The sequence below is a fragment of the Demetria terragena DSM 11295 genome, from assembly GCF_000376825.1.
Taxonomy (GTDB): domain Bacteria; phylum Actinomycetota; class Actinomycetes; order Actinomycetales; family Dermatophilaceae; genus Demetria; species Demetria terragena.
In genome coordinates this window covers 377,777-399,342 of sequence record NZ_AQXW01000004.1, presented here as the reverse complement: position 1 = coordinate 399,342, position 21,566 = coordinate 377,777, and the positions used below count along the sequence as shown (strand labels likewise).

Genomic DNA, 21,566 nt, shown 5'->3' with positions numbered 1-21,566 from the left:
ATGACAACCACTCAGACCACGCCCGTTGCGACGACCAGTGATTCGGCGGTGAGCACGATGCACGACCAGGAGACCTCGGTCTTCGAACGCCGCGAGTCCGTTGTGCGCTCCTATTGCCGTTCCTGGCCCGTCGTCTTTGACACGGCCTCCGGCGCCGAGCAGACCACTGCTGACGGACGGACCTACCTCGACTTCTTCTCTGGCGCTGGCGCATTGAACTACGGGCACAATCATCCAGTGCTCAAGAAGGCGCTCTTGGACTACCTCGGCACCGACCGAGTGATTCACTCGCTGGACATGTACTCGGTTGCCAAGCGCGAGTTTTTGGAGGCATTCGAGGAGTACATCTTGCTTCCGCGTGGCCTCGACTACCGAGTCCAACTCCCAGGGCCGACGGGCACGAATGCCGTCGAGACGGCGCTGAAGATCGTGCGCAAGGCGACCGGGCGCGAACAGATCGTGTCTTTTACCAATGCTTTTCACGGCATGACCATGGGTTCGCTTGCGGTCACTGGGAACTCGATGAAGCGTCGTGGCGCCGGCATCCCGCTGCACCACACGACCACTGCTCCCTATGACGACTACCTCGGTGGCGACACCACCGATTTCCTCTGGTTGGAACGGGTTTGGGCCGACAGTGGCTCTGGTGTTGATGTGCCCGCTGCGGTGATCGTCGAGACCGTGCAGGGTGAGGGCGGCCTCAATGCTGCCCGAGTCGAGTGGTTGAAAGCCCTGGAGAACATGTGTCGCCGCTTTGAGGTGCTGCTCATCGTTGACGATGTGCAGGCTGGCTGTGGACGTACCGGCACGTTCTTCTCGTTCGAAGAGGCTGGCATCGTTCCGGACGTCGTGTGCCTGTCGAAATCTCTGTCTGGACTAGGTCTGCCCTTTGCTGCCACCCTGCTGCGTCCAGAGTTGGACCTCTGGGAGCCGGGTGAGCACAACGGCACCTTCCGCGGCTTCAACCCGGCTTTCGTCACCGCAACCGCAGCCCTCAGAGAATTCTGGGCGGATGAGGAGTTCGCGGCGAGTGTTCGCGAACGTGGCGATCAACTGCGCCGTGGTCTGGAGGCCCTGGGCAGCGAAACGGGTGGCCATTTCCGAGGTCGTGGCCTCCTGGTTGGATTGCACTTCGATGACGTCGAGGTCGCAGGCAAGGTCGCCGCTGAGGCGTTCAACCGAGGTTTGCTGGTCGAGACGTCAGGTCCGGAGGGCGAGGTCGTCAAGATCATGCCGCCGCTGACGATCTCGAATGCAGACTTGGACCGCGGACTTGGCATTCTCGGCGACGCAACCCGCGCAGTCACCGCCGCCTGACTTACTCCACGAAAGGACATACATGAAGGTCATCAACCTTGAAGAACTGAACGACACCGACCGGGACGTGCAGCACGGAAACTGGCGGAGCCGCCGATTCGTCCTGGCCTCCGACAAGGTCGGCTTCTCCTTCCACCACACGGTGCTGAAGGCGGGCACCGACACGGAGATGTGGTATGCAAATCACATCGAGGCGGTCTTCGTCTATGAAGGCACCGGAACACTGGTGAATCGTGATACCGGAGAAGAGTTTCCGCTGCGTCCCGGCACGATGTACCTGCTCGACAAGCACGACAAGCACACGGTCAAGGCCGAGACCGACATCAGCACGGCATGTGTATTTAACCCTCCGGTCACCGGGCGGGAAGTGCACGACGAGAACGGTGTCTACCCGCTGATCACGGAAGACTGATTACGGGTTGTTGATGGGCTCCTGGGAGAGGAGCACATCGATCATGTTGATGGCGGCGTCGGTGGCACCGGCGTCGCCATCTGCTGTCTCCGAATCAGTGAACAAGTGTCCGCGGCCAGGCACCACATGGTCCTCGAACGATGCTCCACTCGCACGGACTGCGGCACCCAACGCCTCGACGTCAGCCGGATCGATCCAGTGGTCGTCGGCATACCGGTGTACCTGAACGGGCTGGCCGGGCCACGGCCCGCGCGGGGCGCCGACCGAGTGTAGGAGGATCACCGCCCGCGCGGCCGAACGCTGACCGGCGAGATTTTGCGCGAAGGCCGATCCGAGTGAGAAACCCGCGAGGGCTGCATCTGCTGGGACCGCGTCGAGGACTGGGCCCAGGCGTGCAAAGAGGCTTTTGGCTCCGATCTCGTCCCGATAGGCGATGCCCTCGCCCTCATCATCGAAAACATGCCCGTCGTAGTAATCCGGGGTGTGGACGGTGTGCCCACGCTCGCGCAGGCGCTCAGCGGCTTGGCGAACCGCCGGCCGCAGACCGAGTGCCGAGTGGAGCAGCAGAAGGTGGCTCATCCGTTCGACTTAGCGTTGACCTCATCGCGCCAACGTAGCCATGGCTCAACAGGCGCCAAGTCGTAGTCCGGTCCGTTGGTGCCCATGGTGAATAAGGTTGCGCCTAGGGCGCGCAATGGCTCGCCCTCCACCTCGGGCGCCTCGGGGGAGCGGCCTTCGCGCCCCTTGCCTCCCACGCCCACGGAAACCTCAATGTCCTGAAGGTCGCGGCCGACATCAGCACAGTGCCTACCCAACACCTGAAGTTTGTGCTCGAGAACGTCCGGGCCAGCGAAGGTATGCCAGATGGTGGCGTGCTCGGCCACCAGTCGGAGCGTCTTCTTCTCGCCGCCACCGCCGATGAGGACAGGGAGGTCGCGGGTCGGCGACGGGTTGAGTGCAGTGAACCGCTGCTGCATCTGCGGTATGGCTTCGGCGAGATGGTCGAGCCGGCCACCGGCAGTGCCGAATTCGTAGTCGTACTCGGTGTAGTCGCGCTCAAACCACCCGGATCCAAGTCCCAAGATCAGTCGACCGCCGCTGATGTGATCGACCGTCCGCGCCATGTCGGCGAGCAGGTGCGGATTGCGATAACTGTTGCACGTGACGAGGGCTCCGAACTGGACCCGGGAGGTCTGTTCGGCCCATGCCGCCAGCATTGTCCAGCATTCGAAGTGCTGCCCGTCGGGGTCACCGCTCAGGGGAAAGAAGTGGTCCCAGTTGAAGAGCACATCAACGCCGAGATCTTCTGCACGGCGCACCGCGTCGCGGATAGCGGGGTAGTCGGCATGTTGCGGTTGGATCTGGACACCGATACGGATAGGGCGAGTCGTCATCGTGCCATGCTATTCACTATGACCGTTCGGGACATGCGCTTGCGTGCGGAAGGGCTCATTTCACCCGAAGCCTGGGACTATCTGGAAACAGGTGTTGGCGGTGAAGCCGGTCTTGGACGGGCCGAAAATGCTTGGAAGTCATGGAGATTCAGGCCCAGGGTGCTCCGAGATGTTTCGACGATCAGTACGTCGTGCACGCTGTTGGGTGACGACCTTGAGACGCCGATCTTGGTGGCTCCCACTGCCTGCCATCGTGCGTACCACCCTGAGGGTGAGCTCGCGACAGCCAAGGGAGCCCGAGAATCCGGTTCCCTGCTGTGCCTCTCGACCCGGTCCACGACGCCGCTCGAAGACGTCGCCGCCGAAGCCGGTCCCTGGTGGATGCAGATCTATGTGACGGCAGACCGAGGCATCACCGAGGAGATGGTCGGCCGCGCGGTTGAGTCCGGAAGCACGGCCCTCGTACTCACCGGCGACACTCCCTACGTCTCGCGTCGAGCCCGCGGTGGTGAAGCGGGACCTGTTCCGGAGGAGGTCGCGATGGCCAACGTCAGGGAGCATATGGAGGGACGCTCGATCGATGACTTGGTGGCGGACCCGAGCATCACCCCCGCCGCCATCAACTGGCTGGCCGAGTTGTCTGGCCTTCCCGTCCTGGTGAAGGGCGTCGTTCGTGCGGATGATGCGCAGTCATGCGTCGACGCCGGGGCGGCCGGGGTGATCGTGAGTAACCACGGTGCCAGACAGATCGACGGCACCATTGAGACGGCGCGTGCGCTCCCCGAGGTGGTGTCAGCCGTCGGGCGTCAGGTGCCGGTCCTGGTCGATGGTGGGATCCGCACGGGTGCCGACGTAGCGATCGGACTCGCTCTTGGGGCCGCAGCCGTCCTGATCGGTCGACCCGCGATCTATGGGCTGGCATGCAACGGGGCTGCGGGAGTGGCCGAGGTGGTGAATGGCCTGACAGCCGAAGCCGCCGAGGTCATGGGATTGCTTGGCTCGACCTGCCTGGCCGACCTCGATCGGTCGTTGGTGACGCCTTATTCGGATGCCTTAGCCGGAGGCTGAACGGGGTCGTATGGCATCCCGAAGCGACCGTGGTGCACGACCTCCTCGGTAGGCCGTCGACGTCGTACTCGAACGCTCCCGCTGGCTTTCTTCTCCTGCGGGTATCCGAGGGCCACAATGCCCACGATGGTGCGGTCGACGGGAATGGCAAGGGCGTTTTTGACGGCGGCGTGAGTGGGCACGTGCGCGCCGAAAAACAGGGCGCCGAGATCTTCATCGACTGCGACCAGCAGCATGATGAGCGCCGCCATCCCCACATCTATGTCCCAGTAAGGAACTGGCCAGCGCTCGTCGTCCTGATCGGTCCAACCCTTGTCTGGCTGGGCGTATCGCTCAAGATAGGCCGCCTTGTCCGAGCAGCAGACCACGAGTGCCGGTGCGGACATGACCCCGCGAAGCCATGAGTCTGGAACGTCCGAATCTGTCGCCGCCGACCAGAACGCTTCGCGATCCTGCGCCGCGGTGAGCAGCACAAAATCCCACCCCTGGCTGAACCCTGCGCTGGGCGCTCGCAGCGCAAGGGTGAGGATGCGGTGCAGTGCCTGCGGATCGACTGGCCGGTCCGGGTCGAACTGCCGGATCATTCGCCGAGCGCGGATCGCGCGCTGAGTCTCCATCAGGCGGCCGAGATCCCTAGCAGGCGAGTAATGAACCGCGACCACACTCGCTCGAGCTCATCCGATGCCTGCTGTGCTGCGGCCACCAGTGCGTCGGGATCGTAGCCCTGTCCGGCGAGCTCCTCCCTGTTCCAGGTGGCAACCCGACTCCCCGGCGCCTCTGGGTGAAACTGCAAAGCCCACAAGGAATCAAGGCGGAACGCCTGAATGGGGCACACCTCGGTGGAGGCGAGCCATACGGCGTCTGGGGGAAGGTCAACGATGGCATCCTCGTGATGTTCCATGGCCGGGACGGGGCTCGGGAGCTCGCGGAACAGGAGATCGTCGGCAGCCTCTGGCCGGAGGTTAAGGGCAACGACTCCCGCCTCAGCTCGATCGAGTTGCTTGGCACGTACGGCGCCCCCGAAGGTGTGCGCAATGAGCTGCCCACCAAGGCAGATGCCCAGCAGTGGAACGGCACGAGCCCGGCAGGAACGAATCAGCTCACGCTCTGCAGGCAGCCACGGATGATCGAGGTCGGCATCCGGCATGAGGCCTCCGCCGAGAAGGATGACGGCCACCGCGTCGCCCGGGTCCGTCGGCACGGCCACGTCATCGAAGGCACGAAGTACGCGAGGGACGGCGCCGGCCTGCTCGATCCAGGTTGGCAACTGTCCGGGACCGCTTCCGGAGGTGTTCTGCACGATGAGCACTGTTGGAGTCGAGGTCACTCGGCCACTGTGCCACGAGTCGCGACCTGGTCTCGGTCATACTGGCTGACGTGACACCCGACCCCGATCACGCGGTGGCGGTCGTTCGCGATGCCTTTGACTTGCACTTCGGCGCGATCGTCGGGTGGACCGAACGCCTCATCCTTGACGCTGACCTGGCCCACGAAGTAGTCATCGACGCCTTCGCTCAACTGCTCAAACAGAACAAGAGCCCCGAGGACGTTCGATCAACGCTCTATGCGCAGGTGCTGCGTGCGGTGCTGGACCATTGGACGCAGGAAGGGACATCGCCAGTCCGCCCGGCGGCCCGGGCGCTCCGACCCAATGACACCTCGGCGCGTACCGCGCACTCGGTCGGGATGTCGTTGCCAGTGCGCTCCCGGGAAGCCTTCCTACTCCATTGGTATGCGGGCCTGTCCGTGGCTGAGATCGTCGCGACGACGTCCAATAACAGCAAAAGCACTCGACGGGATATCGCCGACGCGAAGGCCGCACTCACCGCACAGGTGGGGGAGTTGTCCGACGAGGAAATCGAGGAGTTCTTCATCGCCGAGCGTTCGGCCGTACACCCGCTGCCCGCAACGGCCGATCACTGGGAGCAGATCGTGCACGAGGCCGGTCGCGAGACTCGGTCATGGTTCTGGCCCGGTGCCGGCGCGCTGGGAGTGATCGCCATCCTCCTCTTTGTCTGGTCAGTGCAGCAGAATCCCTTTGGGGACAGCGGTGTTCAAGCCGGAAACCACGTAGAAGCCACCCAAGATGAGGATGGGCAAGCGTCCGGCAACAGGCCGCTTCCGACGTCTGGCCCCCAGCCGGTGAGGTCCGTGCCAGGCAGTTTTGTGCCCTGGTCGCTGGCGCATGCCGATGCAAAGACGGTCTTCGCGATGGGCGCCAGCAGTTGCGACGTTGACGACGTGTGCCCCACGTTGGTGCGCTCGGCTGATCACGGAAAAACGTGGCGCACAGTGCATCGGTTCGAGGATTCGGATACGGCCGCCGTCGCCAGCGATGAAGTTCCACGGATTCAGCCGAGCCGCGCGGTAACCGAGGTCCGGTTCGCCAGTCCTACCGTCGGATTCGCGTTTGGTGGAGATCTGTGGCGGACCAGCGACGCAGGCAAGACGTTCTACAAGATCCAACTTTCTCGGCCGGGACAGACCGTGCTCGATGTGGCGATCTCGCAAGGCACTGTCGTTGTCCTCTCGGCGGATGGGTGCTCCCAGGGCCAGTGCACCGGTCCTCTCATGCTGTCCCGTGCCGATGCCAATTCGCCGGATCTGGGTGCTCCGGCCACGGTGTTGGAACTCGCCGGAGACCGTCCGATCGACTCTGCTCAGCTGGTGCTGTCCGACGGGGAGGTGTTTGTCCAGCCCTATCGCGTGGACGGGAACATCGACCCGCCGTGGCGGCTCGTCGGCAAGGAACTTCTTCCGGTGGGCTCGGGCCCGGCCTGCGCCAATGATCCACTCGAGGCCCTGACCTCGACGACCAACGGCTCGTCGAAACTCTTCGCTCTGTGCGGTGGAGTGATTCGTGGCAACCAGGCCGAATATCGCCTCGTCCGAAGTGAGGACGACGGTAAGACCTGGACGGCCGCGAGTTCAACCCCGATAGCACTGCCACGCCTAGGCCGACTGTCTCTCGCCGCGATCGATGACCAGCGCTTAGTCGTCGCCACGGGCGGTCCGCGGAAGGTCTCAGGGCCGACACGCGTCACCGCGCCAAGTCGAATGCTGCAAGTCACCCAGAACCGCGGCAAGACGTGGCGGCCTGTCACCGACCCAGCGCCGCCTGCACAAGGCATCGACTGGACGGGCGCGCCGGGAGGTGCTGAGGTCCTGGCCCTGACGCGTACGGGCCCGTCGATCTGGCGTTCCCTTGACTTTGGCAAGAAGTGGACATTGCTCGACCCAAGGCAGCGACCGTCGAGTGCGACATCCACCACATCGGCTGCCACGCCGTGATGTCTTGCCGGAACCCGGATGCTGACTAGTGGATCATGGGGTCTATGACCGAGGCTGATGCTCCACTGCCGGCTGGTTATCCCCAGGAATGGGAGGCCGATGTCGTCCTCCGTGACGGCAGCGTGGCGCAGTTGCGCCCGATCACACCAGAGGATGCGGACGCGCTGCACCGGTTCCACGAACGCCAGTCAGATGAGTCCATCTATCTGCGGTTTTTCGCGCCGATCAAGAGATTGTCGAATCGAGAAGTTCACCGGTTCGCGAATGTCGACTATCACTCGCGCGTTGCGTTGGTGTTGATGGTCGAAGACGACCTCGTGGGAATCGCCCGATTCGACCGGCTCGATGCCGAGCAGGGCGTCGCCGCGGAGGTGGCCTTCAACGTCTCCGATCATTTCCAAGGGCGAGGCGTCGGATCGGTCATGCTGGAGCACTTGGCGGCCATCGGACAAGAGCAAGGGATCGAGCGATTCGTCGCCGACGTCCTGCCACAGAACCGAAAAATGCTAGCCGTGTTCAAGGACGCGGGCTACGAAGTCACCCAACATTTCGACGACGGCGTGGTCGAGCTGGCCTTCGATATCCGCCCGACGGATCAGAGCGAGCAGGTTCGTGCCGAGCGAGAGCAACGTGCCGAGTCGCTGAGTGTGAAGGCTCTGCTGGCGCCGACCTCGGTCGCGGTCGTGGGCGTGGACTCCCACGCGGCATCGGTTGGCCGGCAGGTCCTGAGCCACCTGGTGGGGGGCGGCTACCGCGGGGATCTGTACGCCGTGGCCGACCACGACCTTGAACTTGAGGGGTGCACGACCTATCGCTCCGTGAGCGAATTGCCGCCAATGGTCGACCTTGGCGTCATCGCCGTGTCCGATGATGACGCGCTCGCCGCAACTGAGGAGTGCGTTCGCCACGGCGTGCGCAGCGTCCTGGTGTTGTCCAACGGATTCGCGGAGACTGGAACCTCAGGTCAGGCGCGGCAGCAAGCCCTGATGCGGGTCGTACGCCGGCACGGGTTGCGCATCGTTGGCCCGAGCAGTTTTGGCCTCATCAACACCCATCCCGACGTGGCGCTGAACGCCTCACTCGCGGCGACCATGCCCAAACACGGAACGCTTGGTGTGTTCACCCAGAGTGGAGCTCTCGGCGTGGCGATGCTCGATTTGCTCGCGCGTCGCAATCTCGGAGTGTCGGACTTCGTATCGGCCGGTAATCGCGCCGACGTCAGCGGCAATGACCTCATGCAGCACTGGTTCGATGACGAACACACCGAGGCCGTGAGCCTTTATCTGGAATCGGTCGGCAACCCACGGAAGTTCTCCCGCATTGCCCGGAGGCTGTCCACCCAGAAGCCGGTCATCGTCGTCAAGACCGACATGTCGGCGAACGGTGTTCCCCGTGGGCACAATGTCCGGTCGACCAAGCACGGCGCGAAGGCGTTTCGCGCAATGATGCGCCAGGCAGGCGTCATACGAGTGGACAGTGCCCATCGAATGTTCGATGTCGCGCAACTGGTGACCACCCAGCCGTTGCCGGCTGGTCCGCGCGTCGCGGTGGTCGGCAATGCCGACGCACTCGGCGTATTGGCCGCAGATGCAGCGCGCAGTTATGGCCTCGATGTTACCCACGGTCCAGTCGCGCTCCCTGCGGATGCCGTGGTCGCCGACTACGCAGAAGCCTTGCGTGTGGCCTTCGCCGATCCTGACGTGGATGCCGTGATCACGGCATTCATTCCCCAGTTGGTCGCCGCTGACGGAGACATCGCAGCCGCCGTCACTGCGACCGCAACAGAACACGAAAAGCCTTGTGTAGCAACCTTTCTCGGTCTCCATGGAATCCCAGAGGTGTTGACCGCAGAGCGCGCCGACGGGAGTGTCGAACGAGTCCCGTCGTACTCCATGCCCGAGGACGCAGTCCGCGCACTCCGCGCGGTCACCCGATACAGCGAATGGTTGCAGCGCGACCGCGGCCACCTCGTCAACCCGGAGGGTATCGAGCGGGCCCGCGTCGAAGCGCTGATTGCCAACGTGCTTTCCGACAGCCCGCAAGGGCGCCGACTGCGGCCCGACGAGGTGGCCGAGTTGCTGTCGTCGTACGGCATCGACCTGTGGCCCGTGCACCCTGTCGATAATGCCGAGGAAGCAGTGGCCGCAGCCGATCAGTTGGGTTATCCCGTCGCGTTGAAATCAGTGTCGCCGCTTGTGCGCCATCAACCCGTCACGGCGTTCCGTGGCGACATCGGTGGCGCGGCGTCGGTGCGGGAGGCATATGCAGCCCTTGACGATCGGTTGGCGCCGCTGCACGCAAACCGGTTCGTGGTGCAGAAAATGGCCTCGCCCGGCGTGGCATGTGTGGTGGGGAGTAGCGAGGACTCGCTCTTTGGCCCGGTGGTCCGGTTCAGCCTCTCGGGGGCGCCGACGGAACTTCTGGATGATGTGGGCTATCGCATGCCACCGTTGACGACGGGTGACGTCAAGGACCTCATCGGATCGGTCAAGGCGGCCCCACTGCTCAATGGGCATCGTGGCGCCGCGCCGATCGACCACGCAGCGCTGGAGGATTTGCTGAGCCGCGTGTCACTCCTTGCCGATCACCATCCGGAGATTGCGGATCTGGAACTCAATCCCGTCAACGCGCGGCCCGGCGGGACCGAGGTCTTAGGGGCCTCGGTCACCATCGCGCCGCCAGAGAAGCGCGCTGACACCGGACGTCGTTCGTTGTCCTGAACTTCGCCGATGCTCGTGTGTGCACCATCGCGGTGATGCGAGGATGGCGCCCATGGCCACACATCTGACCACCGGCGAATCCTTGCCTCGTGAACTCTTGAGCGATATCGAGAGGGCTGGGTACTACCCGATCTTGGTGAGCGATGTGCTGGGGGCGGCGCTGGCTGGTGAGCCTGTTCGTACGCACTTGGTGCACCAGGAGACCACCCTTGATCACGATGCCGTTCGCCGTCACATCACCGTGCTGGCGCTGACTGACTCTCGTCTGGTGATCGCCCATGCCGATGATCACGGACCCGACCTGAGTGCGCCTATGGGCGCCGAATCCGTGGCAACGGCGACCACTGAGACGGTGCCTTTGCGGCTGATCCGTGGCGTGATGCTCGCGCACCTCGTCGCGGCCCCGGATCAGTACGTCGCGGGCAGCCTCGGACGCGATCTCACCCTGACCATCGGATGGGGGACGGTGTCCCGGGTTGATTTGATCCCCGCGAACTGTGCGGACCCCAGTTGCCAACTAGATCACGGTTTCGAGGGCAGCATCACCGGTGACGACATCTCCTTGCGCATCAGCGCCGATGCCGATGGCGACCAGGTGTTGCAACAGGCCTACACCTTCTCGGCAGCGCTATCGGCCGCCGTGGGCCAGCACTGAGCCATGGTCCAGCCGGTCCTGCCGAGATATGACGAGGGTGGCCTCGCGGGAGTTCTCCCTGCGGTGGTCGACTCGCTGGGCGTGACTCGCGAATCGGGCGGGCCTACGCTCGCCCCCGCGGATCGAGCGGTCGTGGTGCTTATTGACGGCCTTGGACTGCGGCTGCTGGAGCGCAACAGGGGACATGCGCCGTTCATGCGCGCCGTGCTCGCGGAGACTCGCCCGCTCAACGTCGGCTTTCCCACGACCACGGCGACCAGCATGGGATCGTTCGGCACGGGGTTGCCTCCCGGCATCCATGGTCTGACCGGCTACCAGGTGCGTGACCCCGAGACTGGGGAGTTGTTCAACGAGCTCTCCTGGGACTTCGGGCCTAGGCCAGAACAGTGGCAGCCGGAGCCGACCTGGCTGCAGCGTGCCGCAGAGTCCGGCATTGCGACCACCATGGTTGCTCCGGCCTATTTCAACGGTTCTGGATTAACCCGGGCAGCGCTACGGGGAGCGCAATTCCGTTCGGCCGGAACGCTATCCAAGCGAGTCGATGCAACCCTGGCAGCCTTGCGCGCCGACCGGAGATCTCTGGTCTATCTCTATTGGGGTGAGCTGGACCGCACCGGCCACGTGCATGGCTGCACGAGCGCAGCGTGGTGCACCGAGTTGGAGCATGTTGATGCCGAGATGAGGCGGCTTGCAGGGTCGCTCCCGCGGGGATGTTCGTTCACTCTGGTGGCTGATCACGGCATGGTCGATATCCCGCGCGATGGTCGCGTTGATGTCGCGGCGGACCCCGAGCTTGATTCCGGTGTCGCGGTGGTGGGCGGCGAGATGCGCGCGCTCCAGTTGTATTGCGAGCCTGGCGCGGCGGACGACGTCCTCGACACCTGGACCGAGAGGTTCGGCGCGCAGGCGTGGGTGCGTACCCGAGAGCAGGCCATCGCTGACGGCTGGTTCGGTCCGGTCCATGAACGAGTGCTGCCTCGAATCGGCGACGTCGTGGTGGCCTTCCACGAGCCGATCGGTGTCGTGGATTCTCGGGTGATGCGCCGCGTCGTGATCGACCTTCTCGGCCAGCATGGCTCATTGACCGAAGATGAGATCCAGGTGCCGATGATCCACCTTCCGGCGACCTCCTAGAGTGGTCTCTCGTGGCTGAGTTGGTTTTTTTCGCGGGAACAATGGATTGTGGAAAGTCCACGTTGGCCTTGCAGATGGACCACAACCATCGGGCGCGTGGTCGCCTCGGATTGGTCATGACCAAACTGGACCGCGCTGGAACCGCGGTGCTCTCCTCGAGGCTCGGATTGTCGCGAGAGGCACTCGAGGTGTCCGACAGCGTCGACCTCTGGGAACTCGTGGTCCGTCATGTGTCCCTCGGGCACCAGATCAACTATCTGATCTGTGATGAAGCGCAGTTCTACACGCCCGCCCAGGTCGACCAACTTGCGGCTCTGGTCGATGAGATGCAGATCGACGTCTATGCCTTCGGTATCACCGCCGACTTCCGGACCCAACTGTTTGCCGGTTCGCAACGGTTGATCGAGCTCGCCGACCGGCTGCAAGTCCCGCAAGTCGAGGCGCTGTGCTGGTGTGGTCGGAAGGCGACCCATAACGCGCGAGTCATCGACGGCGACATGGTCGTGGAAGGGGAGCAGGTCGTCGTCGGGGACACCGCGACCAGTCCCGATCTCGCGGTGGAGTACGAGGTCCTGTGCCGCCGTCACTACATGCGCCGCATGACCTCCCACGCCGCCCGTGCCCACGCAGAATGGCTCGACACGCTGCCATTCGATCTTGATCTGTGCCCCTTGCCTGGCACAGGCAGCAGATAATGGGAGGCATGCAGGAAGGTGCCGGGCCCCGAGGTCCTTATCGCGGCGACGAGTCAGGTCAGACTCGCCCGCAACCTTCCCATCCGTCAACGCGGCCACTGCCACGCCAGCCCGAGTCGCCAGACCGGCCTCACGGTTCGCGCGCGTCCACCGCACGGGGCGCCGCGTCGTCCGCCGCGCGAGGGGTGGCTGCCGTGGGGCGTGCGACGGCCGCCGCCGGGCGAGGTACGGCTCGGGTGGCACGCCGGGCCACTGAAGCCGAAGGCGCGGGGGAGACCGGACTGTCCCGGCTGATCCAGGTGCACGCCTTCTCCATGGCTGGTGATACCGCGGTCATGGTCGGGCTGGCGGGGACTCTCTTCTTCCAGGTGCCGCAAGGGCAGGCCAAGGACCAAGTCCTGATGTTCCTCCTGCTCACGATGCTGCCGTTTGCCATCGTGGCGCCCCTGATCGGCCCCTTGCTGGATCGCTTCCGACATGGCCGGCGGTGGTCGATCGGCGCGACCTTGGCGCTGCGCGCGTTCCTGTGCTGGGTGCTGGCTGGGAGCATTAGCGAACAGTCCAGTTGGCAGTTCCCTGCAGCTTTGGGAGTGCTGGTTGCCTCTAAGGCCTATCTCATTACCCGATCGTCAGCGACGCCACGGCTGCTGCCGGCTCAGCTCACCTTGGTCAAGGCCAATGGTCGGCTGTCGTTGGCTGGCACCGTAGGCGCGGCCATCGGGGGAGGTCTCGCGGGCGTCGCCGCGCAGTTTGGCGCCGAGTGGGGGTTACGGGTCGGATTTGCCCTCTTCATCATTGGCACGATCCTGGCGGTCATGCTTCCGGCTGCAGCAGATTCCGCGCAGGGTGAAGAACAAGCCGCCATGCGTGACCTGGCAGCCGAGAGCGAGGGTGGCACTCGCCGCGGAGTCCCCGGGGTCTTGGTCACGGCTTTGCGGGCGAATACCGGCCTGCGCTGGCTTTCCGGGTTCCTGACGATCTACCTCGCGTTCCTCTTGCGGGCAGAGCCTTTCCCGGGGTGGGAGGGACGCGGGACTCTGCTCCTCACGTTGGTCGTGGGCGCTGCCGGTGTCGGTAACGCGATCGGCACGATGACTGGGGCCTTGGTCCGAACGAGCGCACCGCGCGTCATCATCCTGGTCTCGTTGTGTGCCGATGCCGCGATCGCGGTCGTTGCCGCGGTGTGGTTCAACATCTTTACCGCGGTGGCCGTTGCGCTGGTCGCGGGCATCGGCCAGCAGATGGGCAAATTGGCGTTGGATGCGCTCATCCAGGACAACGTGGCCGAGCGCATTCGTACTAGCGTGTTCGCCCGCTCGGAAACCCTCTTGCAACTTGCCTGGGTGCTCGGCGGGCTTGTCGGCGTCTTGTTGCCGATGTCGGCCACTATCGGGATGACGACGGCCGCGGTGTTGTTGGCGCTGTGGACGATTGCCGTGATGCTTTGGAGCAGGGGCCATGCCTTTCCTGCGCGGCGGCACCCGGGGAGCCGACGTCGGCGTCGGCCCAGCGACCAGCCGCGACCGGGCCCGGTGCGGTCCTCGACCCATGATCACGACGGTCAGGAGTCCACGGTGCCTATTCGACGTGACGACCCGTGGCAACCATCACCGCGCAGGGGTGCCCCCGATGCCGACGATCGTCGCGATCGTTGGCGGAGTCGGTTTGGTCCGGAGGCCTAGTCGCCCCGGTTAGTCCTCGCGGCGCGACCCGAACATGATGTCGTCCCAGCTGGGTACGCTCGGTCGTCCCTTGCGCGTTGACCGCTGCCGGTCGGGCACCTCAGGTGATGCGTCGGGCTCTGCAGGCGGCTCGACAGCGTCGTCTGGCTCCTCGTCTGGCACCTCGACGGGCACGTCGACGGGTTCAGCGTCGCGGGCCTGCGCCTGGTCCTTCTCTGGCTCTGACGACGTTGTCCGGCGATTACGCCCTCGGCCGCGCTGGCGGGATGCCTTGTGGGCCTTGCTTTCGGAAACCTCCTCAAGGTCCTCAAAGAGGTCGCGTGTTCCCGTCACAGGGTCGTGTCGGGGTGCTTCGTCAGCGTCGGCAGAATCCACGGCGTCGGTGTCGCCGGCTTCGACGTCGGAAGATTCGGGCGTGAGGTCATCCGGCGCGGCGTGCGAGGCCTGCGGTGGTTCTTCGACATCGCTCAGATCGAGGTCGGTCACCGGCCGTGCCTCGTCGGGCATGCCTTCTGAGGGGATCGGCGTGTCGGTCGGTGAGGGACGACGCTGCGGTTTGCGCCGTCGCGACGCTGCGCGCTCCCGCATGACCGAGACCATGTCGACGGCGCCTTGCTCGGCGCTGTCCGATTTCTCGCTCACCGTGGGTGAGGTTGGGCGAGACGTGCCGCTCCGAGCGCGGACCTTTGCAGCGACGCCACCTTCGGCCTCGACGTCATAGACCGCGGCGTTGCGGGAGGACTTGGCGGCAAGAGGAGCCGGTGCGCCCGGGGCGGTGCCGTGCTCGTCCTCGCCGAGCCAGCGTGCCTCGTCGTCCGTCGGGATAACGGCCCGGTCGGCGGCCGTGAACCGCCAACTGGCACGACGTTCCCGACCTCCCGCGGGGAACAGACACACCACCTTCCAGGTCGCATCCGTTTCTTTCCAGGCATCCCACGAAACACGCTCGGAGTCGACGCCGCGATCCGTGAGGCGCAGCGCCACCCGTTCGCCCAACGTGGCAGCACCGGTGCGGTCACGTACTTCGAGGGCGCGTGCTTGAGCCGCCACATAGTCACGCTCGGCCCTGATGGGGGGCTCGTAGCGGCGAACCTTGTCGAGATCCCAGCCGGATCGCTCGGCGACCTCCTCGAGCGGGACCCCAGTCCGAATGAGGGCCTGCACCTCGCGGGGGCGCATGGGCTCGTGCTCAGCGTCCGAACGGTCACCGGCCGGTCGCGGCCGCTCCCGCCGAACAGCGGCGCGCAGGGCGTCATCCAGCGGTACCTGGAATCGGCCGCCGTCGTCATCGGACAGCAGCACATGCTGGCCGTCCTCATGAATCCCGACCAGTCGCAGATTCTGCATCAGATTCGTGTTCCTCACATCGTCCCTGCCGCCGCGCCTGCTCGCAGGCTGCGCGCACTTAACCGGCAGGATGCCAGCCGAACGACCTGAGCGCAGGCAGGGCACGCCGCGCGGGTAGCGTTTTCGACTGTGACCATGCCACCACCGCCTGAACAGGCCCAACCGGCAGAGCCGGCAGAACCGGGCCCATCGGACATCTCCGCGGATCCGCCTGCGGGGGAGATCCAGGCCGAGCCCGACGTCGGCGAGCAGTTGCAGGAGAGTCGCCTCCAGCCCTATGACGCCGTGCTTCTGCTGTCTTTTGGGGGGCCAGAGGCGCCCGAGGAAGTCATGCCGTTCCTACGGCGGGTGACGGCTGGCCGAGATATCCCGGACGAGCGACTCGAGGAAGTTGGCGAGCACTACTTCTTGTTCGGCGGGCGCAGCCCCATCAACGATCAGAACCGCGCCTTGCGTCAGGAGCTCCACGGTGAGTTACGACGACGGGGCTATGTCACTCCCGTGCTGTGGGGAAACCGCAACAGTGACCCGTTCCTGACCGATGTGCTGCGCGAGGCGTCCGACGCCGGGGTGCGCCGCATCCTGGTGGTCACGACGAGCGCGTACTCGTCGTACAGCTCCTGCCGGCAGTACCGGGAGAATCTCGCGGATGCCGTGGCGGAGTTGCGCGAGGAGGGGCGGGAACTGGTCGTGGATAAGGTGCGCCAGTACGCCACACACCCATCGTTTGGTCGCGTCAACACGCGCCTCGTCACGGACAGCGTCCGGCAGTTGGATGAACCCGATGACACCAAACTGCGCGTGGCCTTTGTCACCCACTCGGTGCCGGTCGGGATGGACGACACCTCCGGCCCTGGCGACGGGGAGGGAAACCTCTACTGGCACCAGCACGACGAGTTGGCGCACGTGATCCTCGACGAAGCGAGCGCAACATTGGATCGCTCGCTCGATGGCGCCTTGGTCTATTGCTCGCGCAGTGGGCCGCCGAGCCAGCCGTGGCTTGAGCCCGACATCAGTGACTACCTACGCCAGATCCACGAGCAGGGCGTGACTCACGTGGCCATCGCCCCGATCGGTTTCATCAGTGATCACATGGAAGTGGCCTTCGACCTCGATACGGAGGCTGCAGAGACTGCCCGCGAGCTCGGGCTCACCATGGTCCGCACCCCGACGGTGGGAGTCGACCCGGAGTTTGTGAGCGGGTTGATTGACCTCGTGGAGGAACGTGCCGCTGAGGCTGAGGGCCAGAACGTGGCGCACCCAGCCTGGCCGGGTGAGGCGATGCCTGCAGTCTGTGCTCCAGGATGTTGCCCCAATTTGCGTGAATCGCGACCCGCTCTGTGCGGACGGGACTGACATGGGCTTGAGCAACGGGAACCTGACCGAGGACGAGGTACGAGGCCTCGAACGGCTGGCCTGCGATATCGCGAGGGAAGCTGGCCGGTTGGTGATCGATAAGCGGCCTCATGACCTCGGTGTGGCGGCGACCAAGTCCAGCGTGGTGGACGTGGTGACCGTGATGGACCAACGCAGCGAGGAGCTCCTTCGCGATCGCCTGGCGCGAGAGCGGCCAGACGACGCGATCCTCGGCGAGGAGGGTGACGACGTGGCGGGCAGCAGCGGCATCACCTGGGTTCTCGATCCCATCGACGGCACGGTCAACTACTTGTATGACATTCCTGCCTTCGCGGTATCCGTCGCCGCGTGCGTCGGTGACGTGGGTGTCCCCGGCGGGTGGGAGCCGGTAGCAGCCGTGGTCTACGACCCGCGCGCCGAGATGGCTTATCACGCGCGACAGGGTGGTGGAGCGTATGCGTTGGCCGCCGACGGGACGTCTGTGCCGCTGCAGGTGAGCGTGCAGTCGGACCTGGCGATGGCTTTAGTGGCAACAGGCTTCGGGTACGACGCTCAGGTCCGTGCCCGCCAGGGTGAGGTCCTCGCTGGTTTGCTACCCCACATCCGCGACATCCGCCGATTCGGCGCGTGCTCGTTGGATCTGGTGGCGGTCGCCGCTGGCCGGGTCGACGTTTACTACGAATCGGGCCCGAAGGTGTGGGACATGGCGGCCGGGGCCTTGATCCTGACCGAGGCGGGCGGCGTGTTGCAGGGGTCGGCGGGTGGTCCGGCCGACGAGACCCTTATGGTGGCGGGCCCATCGTCACTCGTGGAAGCTCTGCGACCACGAGTGGATCGCGGCGGCGTGTCGTAGGCCCATTCTCGGCATTTTTCCGGGAATGCTGAGCGCGGCTCAGACGTTATGTGAGCGCATCAGCCCGACCCGGGTGTTGGCGCCGGTGGGAAATGGGGCACAATCCCCGCCGAACCACGCCACGACAGTTTGGGGCTGTCTCGTGAGAAGGAGTGAGCATGGCGACCGATTACGACGCACCGCGCAAGACTGACGATGAGCTCAATGAGGACTCAATCGAAGAGTTGAAATCGCGGCGCGTGGATCAGAGCTCGGGAAGCGTCGACGTTGACGAAACCGAGCAGGCGGAGGGCTTTGAGTTGCCCGGCGCCGATTTGTCAGGGGAGGAGCTGTCAGTACGCGTCTTGCCGCGTCAGGCGGACGAATTCACGTGTGGACGGTGCTTCCTCGTCCACCACCGCAGCCAGTTGGCAGGCGAGGAGAACGGCCTCCCGATCTGCTCGGACTGCGCGGTCTGAACGTGCTGCGCGTACCGGTCCATCGTCTCGATGAAGGCTTACCCCTCCCGCGTTATGCGCGGGAGGGAGACGCTGGGCTGGACCTGTACGCCAGGGAAGGCGTCACGCTGGCGCCCGGTGAGCGGGCGCTGGTCGACACCGGTCTCGCCATTGCGCTGCCGGCGGGCTATGCCGGATTTGTGCACCCGCGGTCGGGTCTCGCGGCTCGACACGGCGTGACCACGCTGAACAGTCCAGGCACCGTGGACAGCGGCTATCGCGGCGAGATCAAGGTCAATGTGATCAACTGCGACCCGCGCGACACTTTCACTGTGAGTCGCGGTGATCGGATTGCCCAGTTGGTGGTTCAGCGGGTGGAGAATGTAGACCTGGTCGATGTCGCGGCCTTGCCAGACAGCGAGCGCGGCGCGAGCGGCCACGGAGCCAGTGGTGGCTTCGGATCGTCGGTGACGGACCCGTCATCGGCGTCGACAACAGCATCGAGGGATTGAGCGACGTGGGAATCTTCCGACGGAAGAAGGCCGTGGACGAGGTCGAGGACGTCAAGACCGACGCCGAACTCGAGCAGGTTGACGGCGAGGACGTTGACGGCGAAGACGTTTCGGACAGCGCAGACCTTGAAGACCCGAGCGGCGAAGCAGACGAGTCTGACGAATCAGATGAGGCACGCGAGGAAACCGACGCTGAGGATGAGTCTGATGACCGGGTCCGACTCCCGCGGCCCTATGACCTCGATCGGTCCAATGGTCCGTTCGACTCATCCGAGGTGGATGACACCACCGACAAACTGGATCTCGGCGCGCTGACCTTGACCCCGTTCGCCGGCAGCGAACTCCGCCTCGATGTCGATGAAGAGGGGCAGAACGTCACTGGCGTGACTGTCGCAGCGGACGAGTCGGCTTTGCAGGTCCAGGTCTTTGCCGCTCCGAAATCTTCGGGTGTCTGGGATGGCATTCGGGATGAGCTGGCGGACAACCTGATCGCGTCCGGTGGCACCGCCGAGGAGAAGGAAGGCGACCTCGGGATCGAGTTGCACGCCCGGATGCCTGCCAAGGGTGCCAACGGCCGCACGACCTACACCCCGGTGCGCTTTATCGGCGTCGACGGGCCACGCTGGTTCATCCGCGGTGTGTTGTCGGGTCGGGCAGCGGTTGAGGACGATGCGGCAGAGCCCTTCCTGGGTTTTGTGCGCGACGCCATCGTGACGCGCGGCGGGGAAGCGCGTGCTCCTCGTGAGCTACTGGAGTTGACGATTCCTGCCGAACTTCTGGAGCAGGCGCCAGCACCGATTGAGCCAGTTGAGGGCGCCGAAGACACCCGCGACAAGGAAGTCGGTGACTTCAAGCCGTTCGAGCGAGGTCCCGAAATCACCGAGGTCCGCTGACCGGTGGAGCGTTGGCTGCGAACGCTCGAGCGGTGGACATCGTCGCCCACTCAGCCCGCCGTAGTGCTGCAGCCTCGCGCTGATGTCGAGCCGACTCGCGCCTGCGACGTGCGCGATCGGCAGTACGTCGCCGTGTCAGGAACGGTGCGGGCGGCGTCGATGCGCTCGTACGCCGGTGGGGTGCCGGCGCTCGTCGCCGACTTGGATGACGACGGCTCGACCGTGTTGCTCGTCTGGCTCGGTCAGCGCGAGATTGCCGGGGTCGAACCTGGCCGGCGCATCAACGCCAGGGGGCGGGTCTGCGTCGACCGCGGTAACCCGACGATCTACAACCCCGACTATGACCTGGTCGCACCAGGTCGACCCTGCCTGGCTAATCGTCGTCGGCAGTGACCATCCGAATGTCGGCGGGTGATCGGCCGGTCAGCATCGCCGCCAGGTTCACCTCGGCATCGGGCGAGGTGATGAGCAGGAGCTCGTCCAACGCGTGGATGGTGTGGGACGCCCGCGGCGCGATGGGACGCTGATCGCGCAAGATGCAGGTCAGCACCGTGTCGGGTGGCAGTTCCAGGTCGGCGACGGTGCGACCGACGTAGGGGCTGTCGTGGGGCAGCGTGATCTCCGTCATCATGGCGTGCCCCTGCTGGAACTCAAACAGCCTGACCAGGTTGCCGACGCTCACCGCTTCCTCGACGAGTGCGGTCATCAGGCGCGGCGTGGAGACCGCAACATCGACGCCCCAACTCTCGGTGAACAGCCACTCGTTACGGGGATGATTGACCCGCGCCACGGTCCGAGGGACCGCGAACTCAGTCTTGGCCAGAAGCGACACCACGAGGTTGACCTTGTCGTCGCCGCTGGCGCAGACCACGACATCGGCGAGGTCCAGTTCTGCTTCTCGCAACGTCGCAGTTTCACAGGCATCCGCGAGCAGCCAGGCAGCATCCGGCACCGCGTTCGTGTTGGCGCCGTCGACATCGTGATCAATGAGCAACACGCGATGGTCGTTGGCAATCAACTCGCGGGCGATTGAGCGCCCGACGCTTCCAGCACCGACGACAACGACGCGCATCAGGCCTCCCCGCGAGGGTCTTGGGCCAGTTGTTGCTCTACCCGATGCAGCTGGTCCCTCCGGACCAGGAGGTGTACCAAGTCGCCTTGTTGATGCACCATGCCGTCCTTGGGGAGAGTTCCTTCACCCAGGCGGGTGATGTACGCGATGCGGCTCGCGGTCCGAGCAGCGAGGTCGGCATAGGGCATTCCGACCCATCCCAGATGAGCGGGAACTTCGACCAGGACCACCTGGCCGCTGGCGTCGGTATGCACCGCTCGGGCGCCCTGGGGGACGATCCGCTGCACGACCTGGTCGGCCGTCCACTTCACCGTCGCGACCGTCGGGATGCCGAGACGTTGGTAGATCTCGGCGCGGCCGGGGTCATAGATGCGCGCGACGACGTGTTCGATCCCGAAGGTTTCGCGGGCGACGCGCGCGGCGATGATATTGGAGTTGTCGCCACTGCTGACGGCGGCGAACGCGTAGGCGGACCCAATGTCGGCGGCCGTCAGTGTCCGGCGGTCAAAGCCGATGCCTTCGATGCGGCGCCCGTTGAACTCGGCGCCGAGCCGTCGAAAGGACGACGGGTCACGGTCGATGATGGCGACCGTGTGCCCTAACTTCTCGAGGTTCAATGCCAAGGTGGAGCCGACTCGGCCGCATCCCATGATCACGACATGCACGACCTGGACGCTACTCCTGCCCGTGCAGGGTTGGGACCGCGGCGTACGCTGACCCACCGGTGA

General features: G+C 64.9%; 22 protein-coding genes. 15 read left to right on the top strand and 7 right to left on the bottom strand.

Annotated elements, in window-relative coordinates; translation table 11 throughout:
- Window positions 1–1,317, top strand: a complete 1,317-nt coding sequence (gene ectB / locus F562_RS0106060; protein ID WP_018156042.1) for a diaminobutyrate--2-oxoglutarate transaminase — start codon at window positions 1–3, stop codon at window positions 1,315–1,317.
- 22 nt (window positions 1,318–1,339) lie between these two features.
- Window positions 1,340–1,729, top strand: coding sequence for an ectoine synthase (locus F562_RS0106055; protein ID WP_018156041.1), 390 nt, complete (start codon window positions 1,340–1,342; stop codon window positions 1,727–1,729).
- Here F562_RS0106055 and F562_RS0106050 read toward each other — a convergent pair whose 3' ends face one another.
- Together F562_RS0106050 and F562_RS0106045 are read right to left on the bottom strand one after the other, a co-directional pair.
- Window positions 1,730–2,308, bottom strand: coding sequence for a dienelactone hydrolase family protein (locus F562_RS0106050; RefSeq protein WP_018156040.1), 579 nt, complete (start codon window positions 2,306–2,308; stop codon window positions 1,730–1,732). It abuts the gene before it with no gap.
- Window positions 2,305–3,123, bottom strand: coding sequence for an LLM class F420-dependent oxidoreductase (locus tag F562_RS0106045; protein ID WP_018156039.1), 819 nt, complete (start codon window positions 3,121–3,123; stop codon window positions 2,305–2,307). The genes F562_RS0106050 and F562_RS0106045 overlap by 4 nt, the downstream gene beginning before the upstream one ends.
- 18 nt (window positions 3,124–3,141) lie before the next feature.
- On the opposite strand from F562_RS0106045, the gene F562_RS0106040 reads away from it, so the two are divergent.
- Window positions 3,142–4,191 (top strand): alpha-hydroxy acid oxidase, encoded by a 1,050-nt coding sequence (locus tag F562_RS0106040; protein WP_040385519.1) that lies wholly within the window; start codon window positions 3,142–3,144, stop codon window positions 4,189–4,191.
- Here the strand turns inward: F562_RS0106040 and F562_RS18245 are convergent.
- Both F562_RS18245 and F562_RS0106030 read right to left on the bottom strand, forming a co-directional pair.
- Window positions 4,164–4,808, bottom strand: a complete 645-nt coding sequence (locus tag F562_RS18245; RefSeq protein WP_051080156.1) for a nitroreductase family protein — start codon at window positions 4,806–4,808, stop codon at window positions 4,164–4,166. The two genes, F562_RS0106040 and F562_RS18245, sit on opposite strands and share 28 nt — an antisense overlap.
- Window positions 4,808–5,518 carry a type 1 glutamine amidotransferase gene (locus tag F562_RS0106030; protein WP_026181047.1) on the bottom strand — a complete coding sequence of 237 codons (711 nt, stop codon included), beginning with the start codon at window positions 5,516–5,518 and terminating at the stop codon, window positions 4,808–4,810. Before F562_RS0106030 ends, F562_RS18245 begins: the two co-directional genes overlap by 1 nt.
- A gap of 50 nt (window positions 5,519–5,568) precedes the next feature.
- Between F562_RS0106030 and F562_RS0106025 the strand changes: the two genes are divergently transcribed.
- From F562_RS0106025 to F562_RS0106000, 6 genes are all read left to right on the top strand, one after another.
- Window positions 5,569–7,482 (top strand): hypothetical protein, encoded by a 1,914-nt coding sequence (locus F562_RS0106025; RefSeq protein ID WP_026181046.1) that lies wholly within the window; start codon window positions 5,569–5,571, stop codon window positions 7,480–7,482.
- A gap of 44 nt (window positions 7,483–7,526) precedes the next feature.
- A complete protein-coding gene (locus F562_RS0106020) occupies window positions 7,527–10,202 on the top strand; it encodes a bifunctional acetate--CoA ligase family protein/GNAT family N-acetyltransferase (protein WP_018156034.1) in 2,676 nt (891 codons plus the stop codon).
- A 52-nt stretch (window positions 10,203–10,254) separates the two neighbouring features.
- Window positions 10,255–10,857, top strand: coding sequence for a DUF5998 family protein (locus F562_RS0106015; protein ID WP_018156033.1), 603 nt, complete (start codon window positions 10,255–10,257; stop codon window positions 10,855–10,857).
- Between the two features lie 3 nt (window positions 10,858–10,860).
- The gene (locus F562_RS0106010) at window positions 10,861–11,991 is read left to right on the top strand and encodes an alkaline phosphatase family protein (RefSeq protein ID WP_018156032.1); all 1,131 of its coding nucleotides are present in this window, start codon (window positions 10,861–10,863) and stop codon (window positions 11,989–11,991) included.
- Between the two features lie 11 nt (window positions 11,992–12,002).
- The gene (locus tag F562_RS0106005) at window positions 12,003–12,686 is read left to right on the top strand and encodes a thymidine kinase (protein ID WP_026181045.1); all 684 of its coding nucleotides are present in this window, start codon (window positions 12,003–12,005) and stop codon (window positions 12,684–12,686) included.
- 194 nt (window positions 12,687–12,880) lie between these two features.
- Window positions 12,881–14,368, top strand: coding sequence for an MFS transporter (locus F562_RS0106000; protein ID WP_245553618.1), 1,488 nt, complete (start codon window positions 12,881–12,883; stop codon window positions 14,366–14,368).
- Window positions 14,369–14,377: 9 nt separating this feature from the next.
- On the opposite strand, the gene sepH is transcribed toward F562_RS0106000, so the two are convergent.
- A complete protein-coding gene (sepH, locus tag F562_RS0105995; RefSeq protein ID WP_018156029.1) occupies window positions 14,378–15,715 on the bottom strand; it encodes a septation protein SepH in 1,338 nt (445 codons plus the stop codon).
- Window positions 15,716–15,850: 135 nt separating this feature from the next.
- On the opposite strand from sepH, the gene F562_RS0105990 reads away from it, so the two are divergent.
- From F562_RS0105990 to F562_RS0105965, 6 genes are all read left to right on the top strand, one after another.
- On the top strand, window positions 15,851–17,071 hold the full coding sequence (locus F562_RS0105990) for a ferrochelatase (RefSeq protein WP_018156028.1): 1,221 nt from the start codon (window positions 15,851–15,853) through the stop codon (window positions 17,069–17,071).
- 1 nt (window position 17,072) lies between these two features.
- On the top strand, window positions 17,073–17,924 hold the full coding sequence (locus tag F562_RS0105985; protein WP_051080154.1) for an inositol monophosphatase family protein: 852 nt from the start codon (window positions 17,073–17,075) through the stop codon (window positions 17,922–17,924).
- A 158-nt stretch (window positions 17,925–18,082) separates the two neighbouring features.
- On the top strand, window positions 18,083–18,382 hold the full coding sequence (locus F562_RS0105980) for a DUF4193 domain-containing protein (protein ID WP_018156026.1): 300 nt from the start codon (window positions 18,083–18,085) through the stop codon (window positions 18,380–18,382).
- Window positions 18,383–18,384: 2 nt separating this feature from the next.
- Complete coding sequence (dut, locus tag F562_RS0105975) at window positions 18,385–18,873, top strand: dUTP diphosphatase (RefSeq protein WP_018156025.1); 489 nt, start codon at window positions 18,385–18,387, stop codon at window positions 18,871–18,873.
- Window positions 18,874–18,878: 5 nt separating this feature from the next.
- Window positions 18,879–19,766 (top strand): DUF3710 domain-containing protein, encoded by an 888-nt coding sequence (locus F562_RS0105970; RefSeq protein WP_018156024.1) that lies wholly within the window; start codon window positions 18,879–18,881, stop codon window positions 19,764–19,766.
- Window positions 19,767–19,769: 3 nt separating this feature from the next.
- A complete protein-coding gene (locus tag F562_RS0105965; protein ID WP_026181043.1) occupies window positions 19,770–20,159 on the top strand; it encodes an OB-fold nucleic acid binding domain-containing protein in 390 nt (129 codons plus the stop codon).
- On the opposite strand, the gene F562_RS0105960 is transcribed toward F562_RS0105965, so the two are convergent.
- The gene (locus F562_RS0105960) at window positions 20,140–20,838 is read right to left on the bottom strand and encodes a potassium channel family protein (protein WP_018156022.1); all 699 of its coding nucleotides are present in this window, start codon (window positions 20,836–20,838) and stop codon (window positions 20,140–20,142) included. The two genes, F562_RS0105965 and F562_RS0105960, sit on opposite strands and share 20 nt — an antisense overlap.
- Entirely contained in the window at window positions 20,838–21,503 is a 666-nt protein-coding gene (locus F562_RS0105955) for a potassium channel family protein (RefSeq protein WP_018156021.1), read from the bottom strand. Before F562_RS0105955 ends, F562_RS0105960 begins: the two co-directional genes overlap by 1 nt.
- Window positions 21,504–21,566: the final 63 nt, after the last annotated feature.

Coding starts and splice junctions, on each gene's coding strand:
- ectB (WP_018156042.1), top strand. CDS start 1: ATGACAACCACTCAGACCACGCCCGTTGCGACGACCAGTGATTCGGCG.
- F562_RS0106055 (WP_018156041.1), top strand. CDS start 1,340: ATGAAGGTCATCAACCTTGAAGAACTGAACGACACCGACCGGGACGTG.
- F562_RS0106050 (WP_018156040.1), bottom strand. CDS start 2,308: ATGAGCCACCTTCTGCTGCTCCACTCGGCACTCGGTCTGCGGCCGGCG.
- F562_RS0106045 (WP_018156039.1), bottom strand. CDS start 3,123: ATGACGACTCGCCCTATCCGTATCGGTGTCCAGATCCAACCGCAACAT.
- F562_RS0106040 (WP_040385519.1), top strand. CDS start 3,142: ATGACCGTTCGGGACATGCGCTTGCGTGCGGAAGGGCTCATTTCACCC.
- F562_RS18245 (WP_051080156.1), bottom strand. CDS start 4,808: ATGGAGACTCAGCGCGCGATCCGCGCTCGGCGAATGATCCGGCAGTTC.
- F562_RS0106020 (WP_018156034.1), top strand. CDS start 7,527: ATGACCGAGGCTGATGCTCCACTGCCGGCTGGTTATCCCCAGGAATGG.
- F562_RS0106015 (WP_018156033.1), top strand. CDS start 10,255: ATGGCCACACATCTGACCACCGGCGAATCCTTGCCTCGTGAACTCTTG.
- F562_RS0106010 (WP_018156032.1), top strand. CDS start 10,861: ATGGTCCAGCCGGTCCTGCCGAGATATGACGAGGGTGGCCTCGCGGGA.
- sepH (WP_018156029.1), bottom strand. CDS start 15,715: ATGCAGAATCTGCGACTGGTCGGGATTCATGAGGACGGCCAGCATGTG.
- F562_RS0105990 (WP_018156028.1), top strand. CDS start 15,851: ATGCCACCACCGCCTGAACAGGCCCAACCGGCAGAGCCGGCAGAACCG.
- F562_RS0105985 (WP_051080154.1), top strand. CDS start 17,073: ATGGGCTTGAGCAACGGGAACCTGACCGAGGACGAGGTACGAGGCCTC.
- F562_RS0105980 (WP_018156026.1), top strand. CDS start 18,083: ATGGCGACCGATTACGACGCACCGCGCAAGACTGACGATGAGCTCAAT.
- F562_RS0105960 (WP_018156022.1), bottom strand. CDS start 20,838: ATGCGCGTCGTTGTCGTCGGTGCTGGAAGCGTCGGGCGCTCAATCGCC.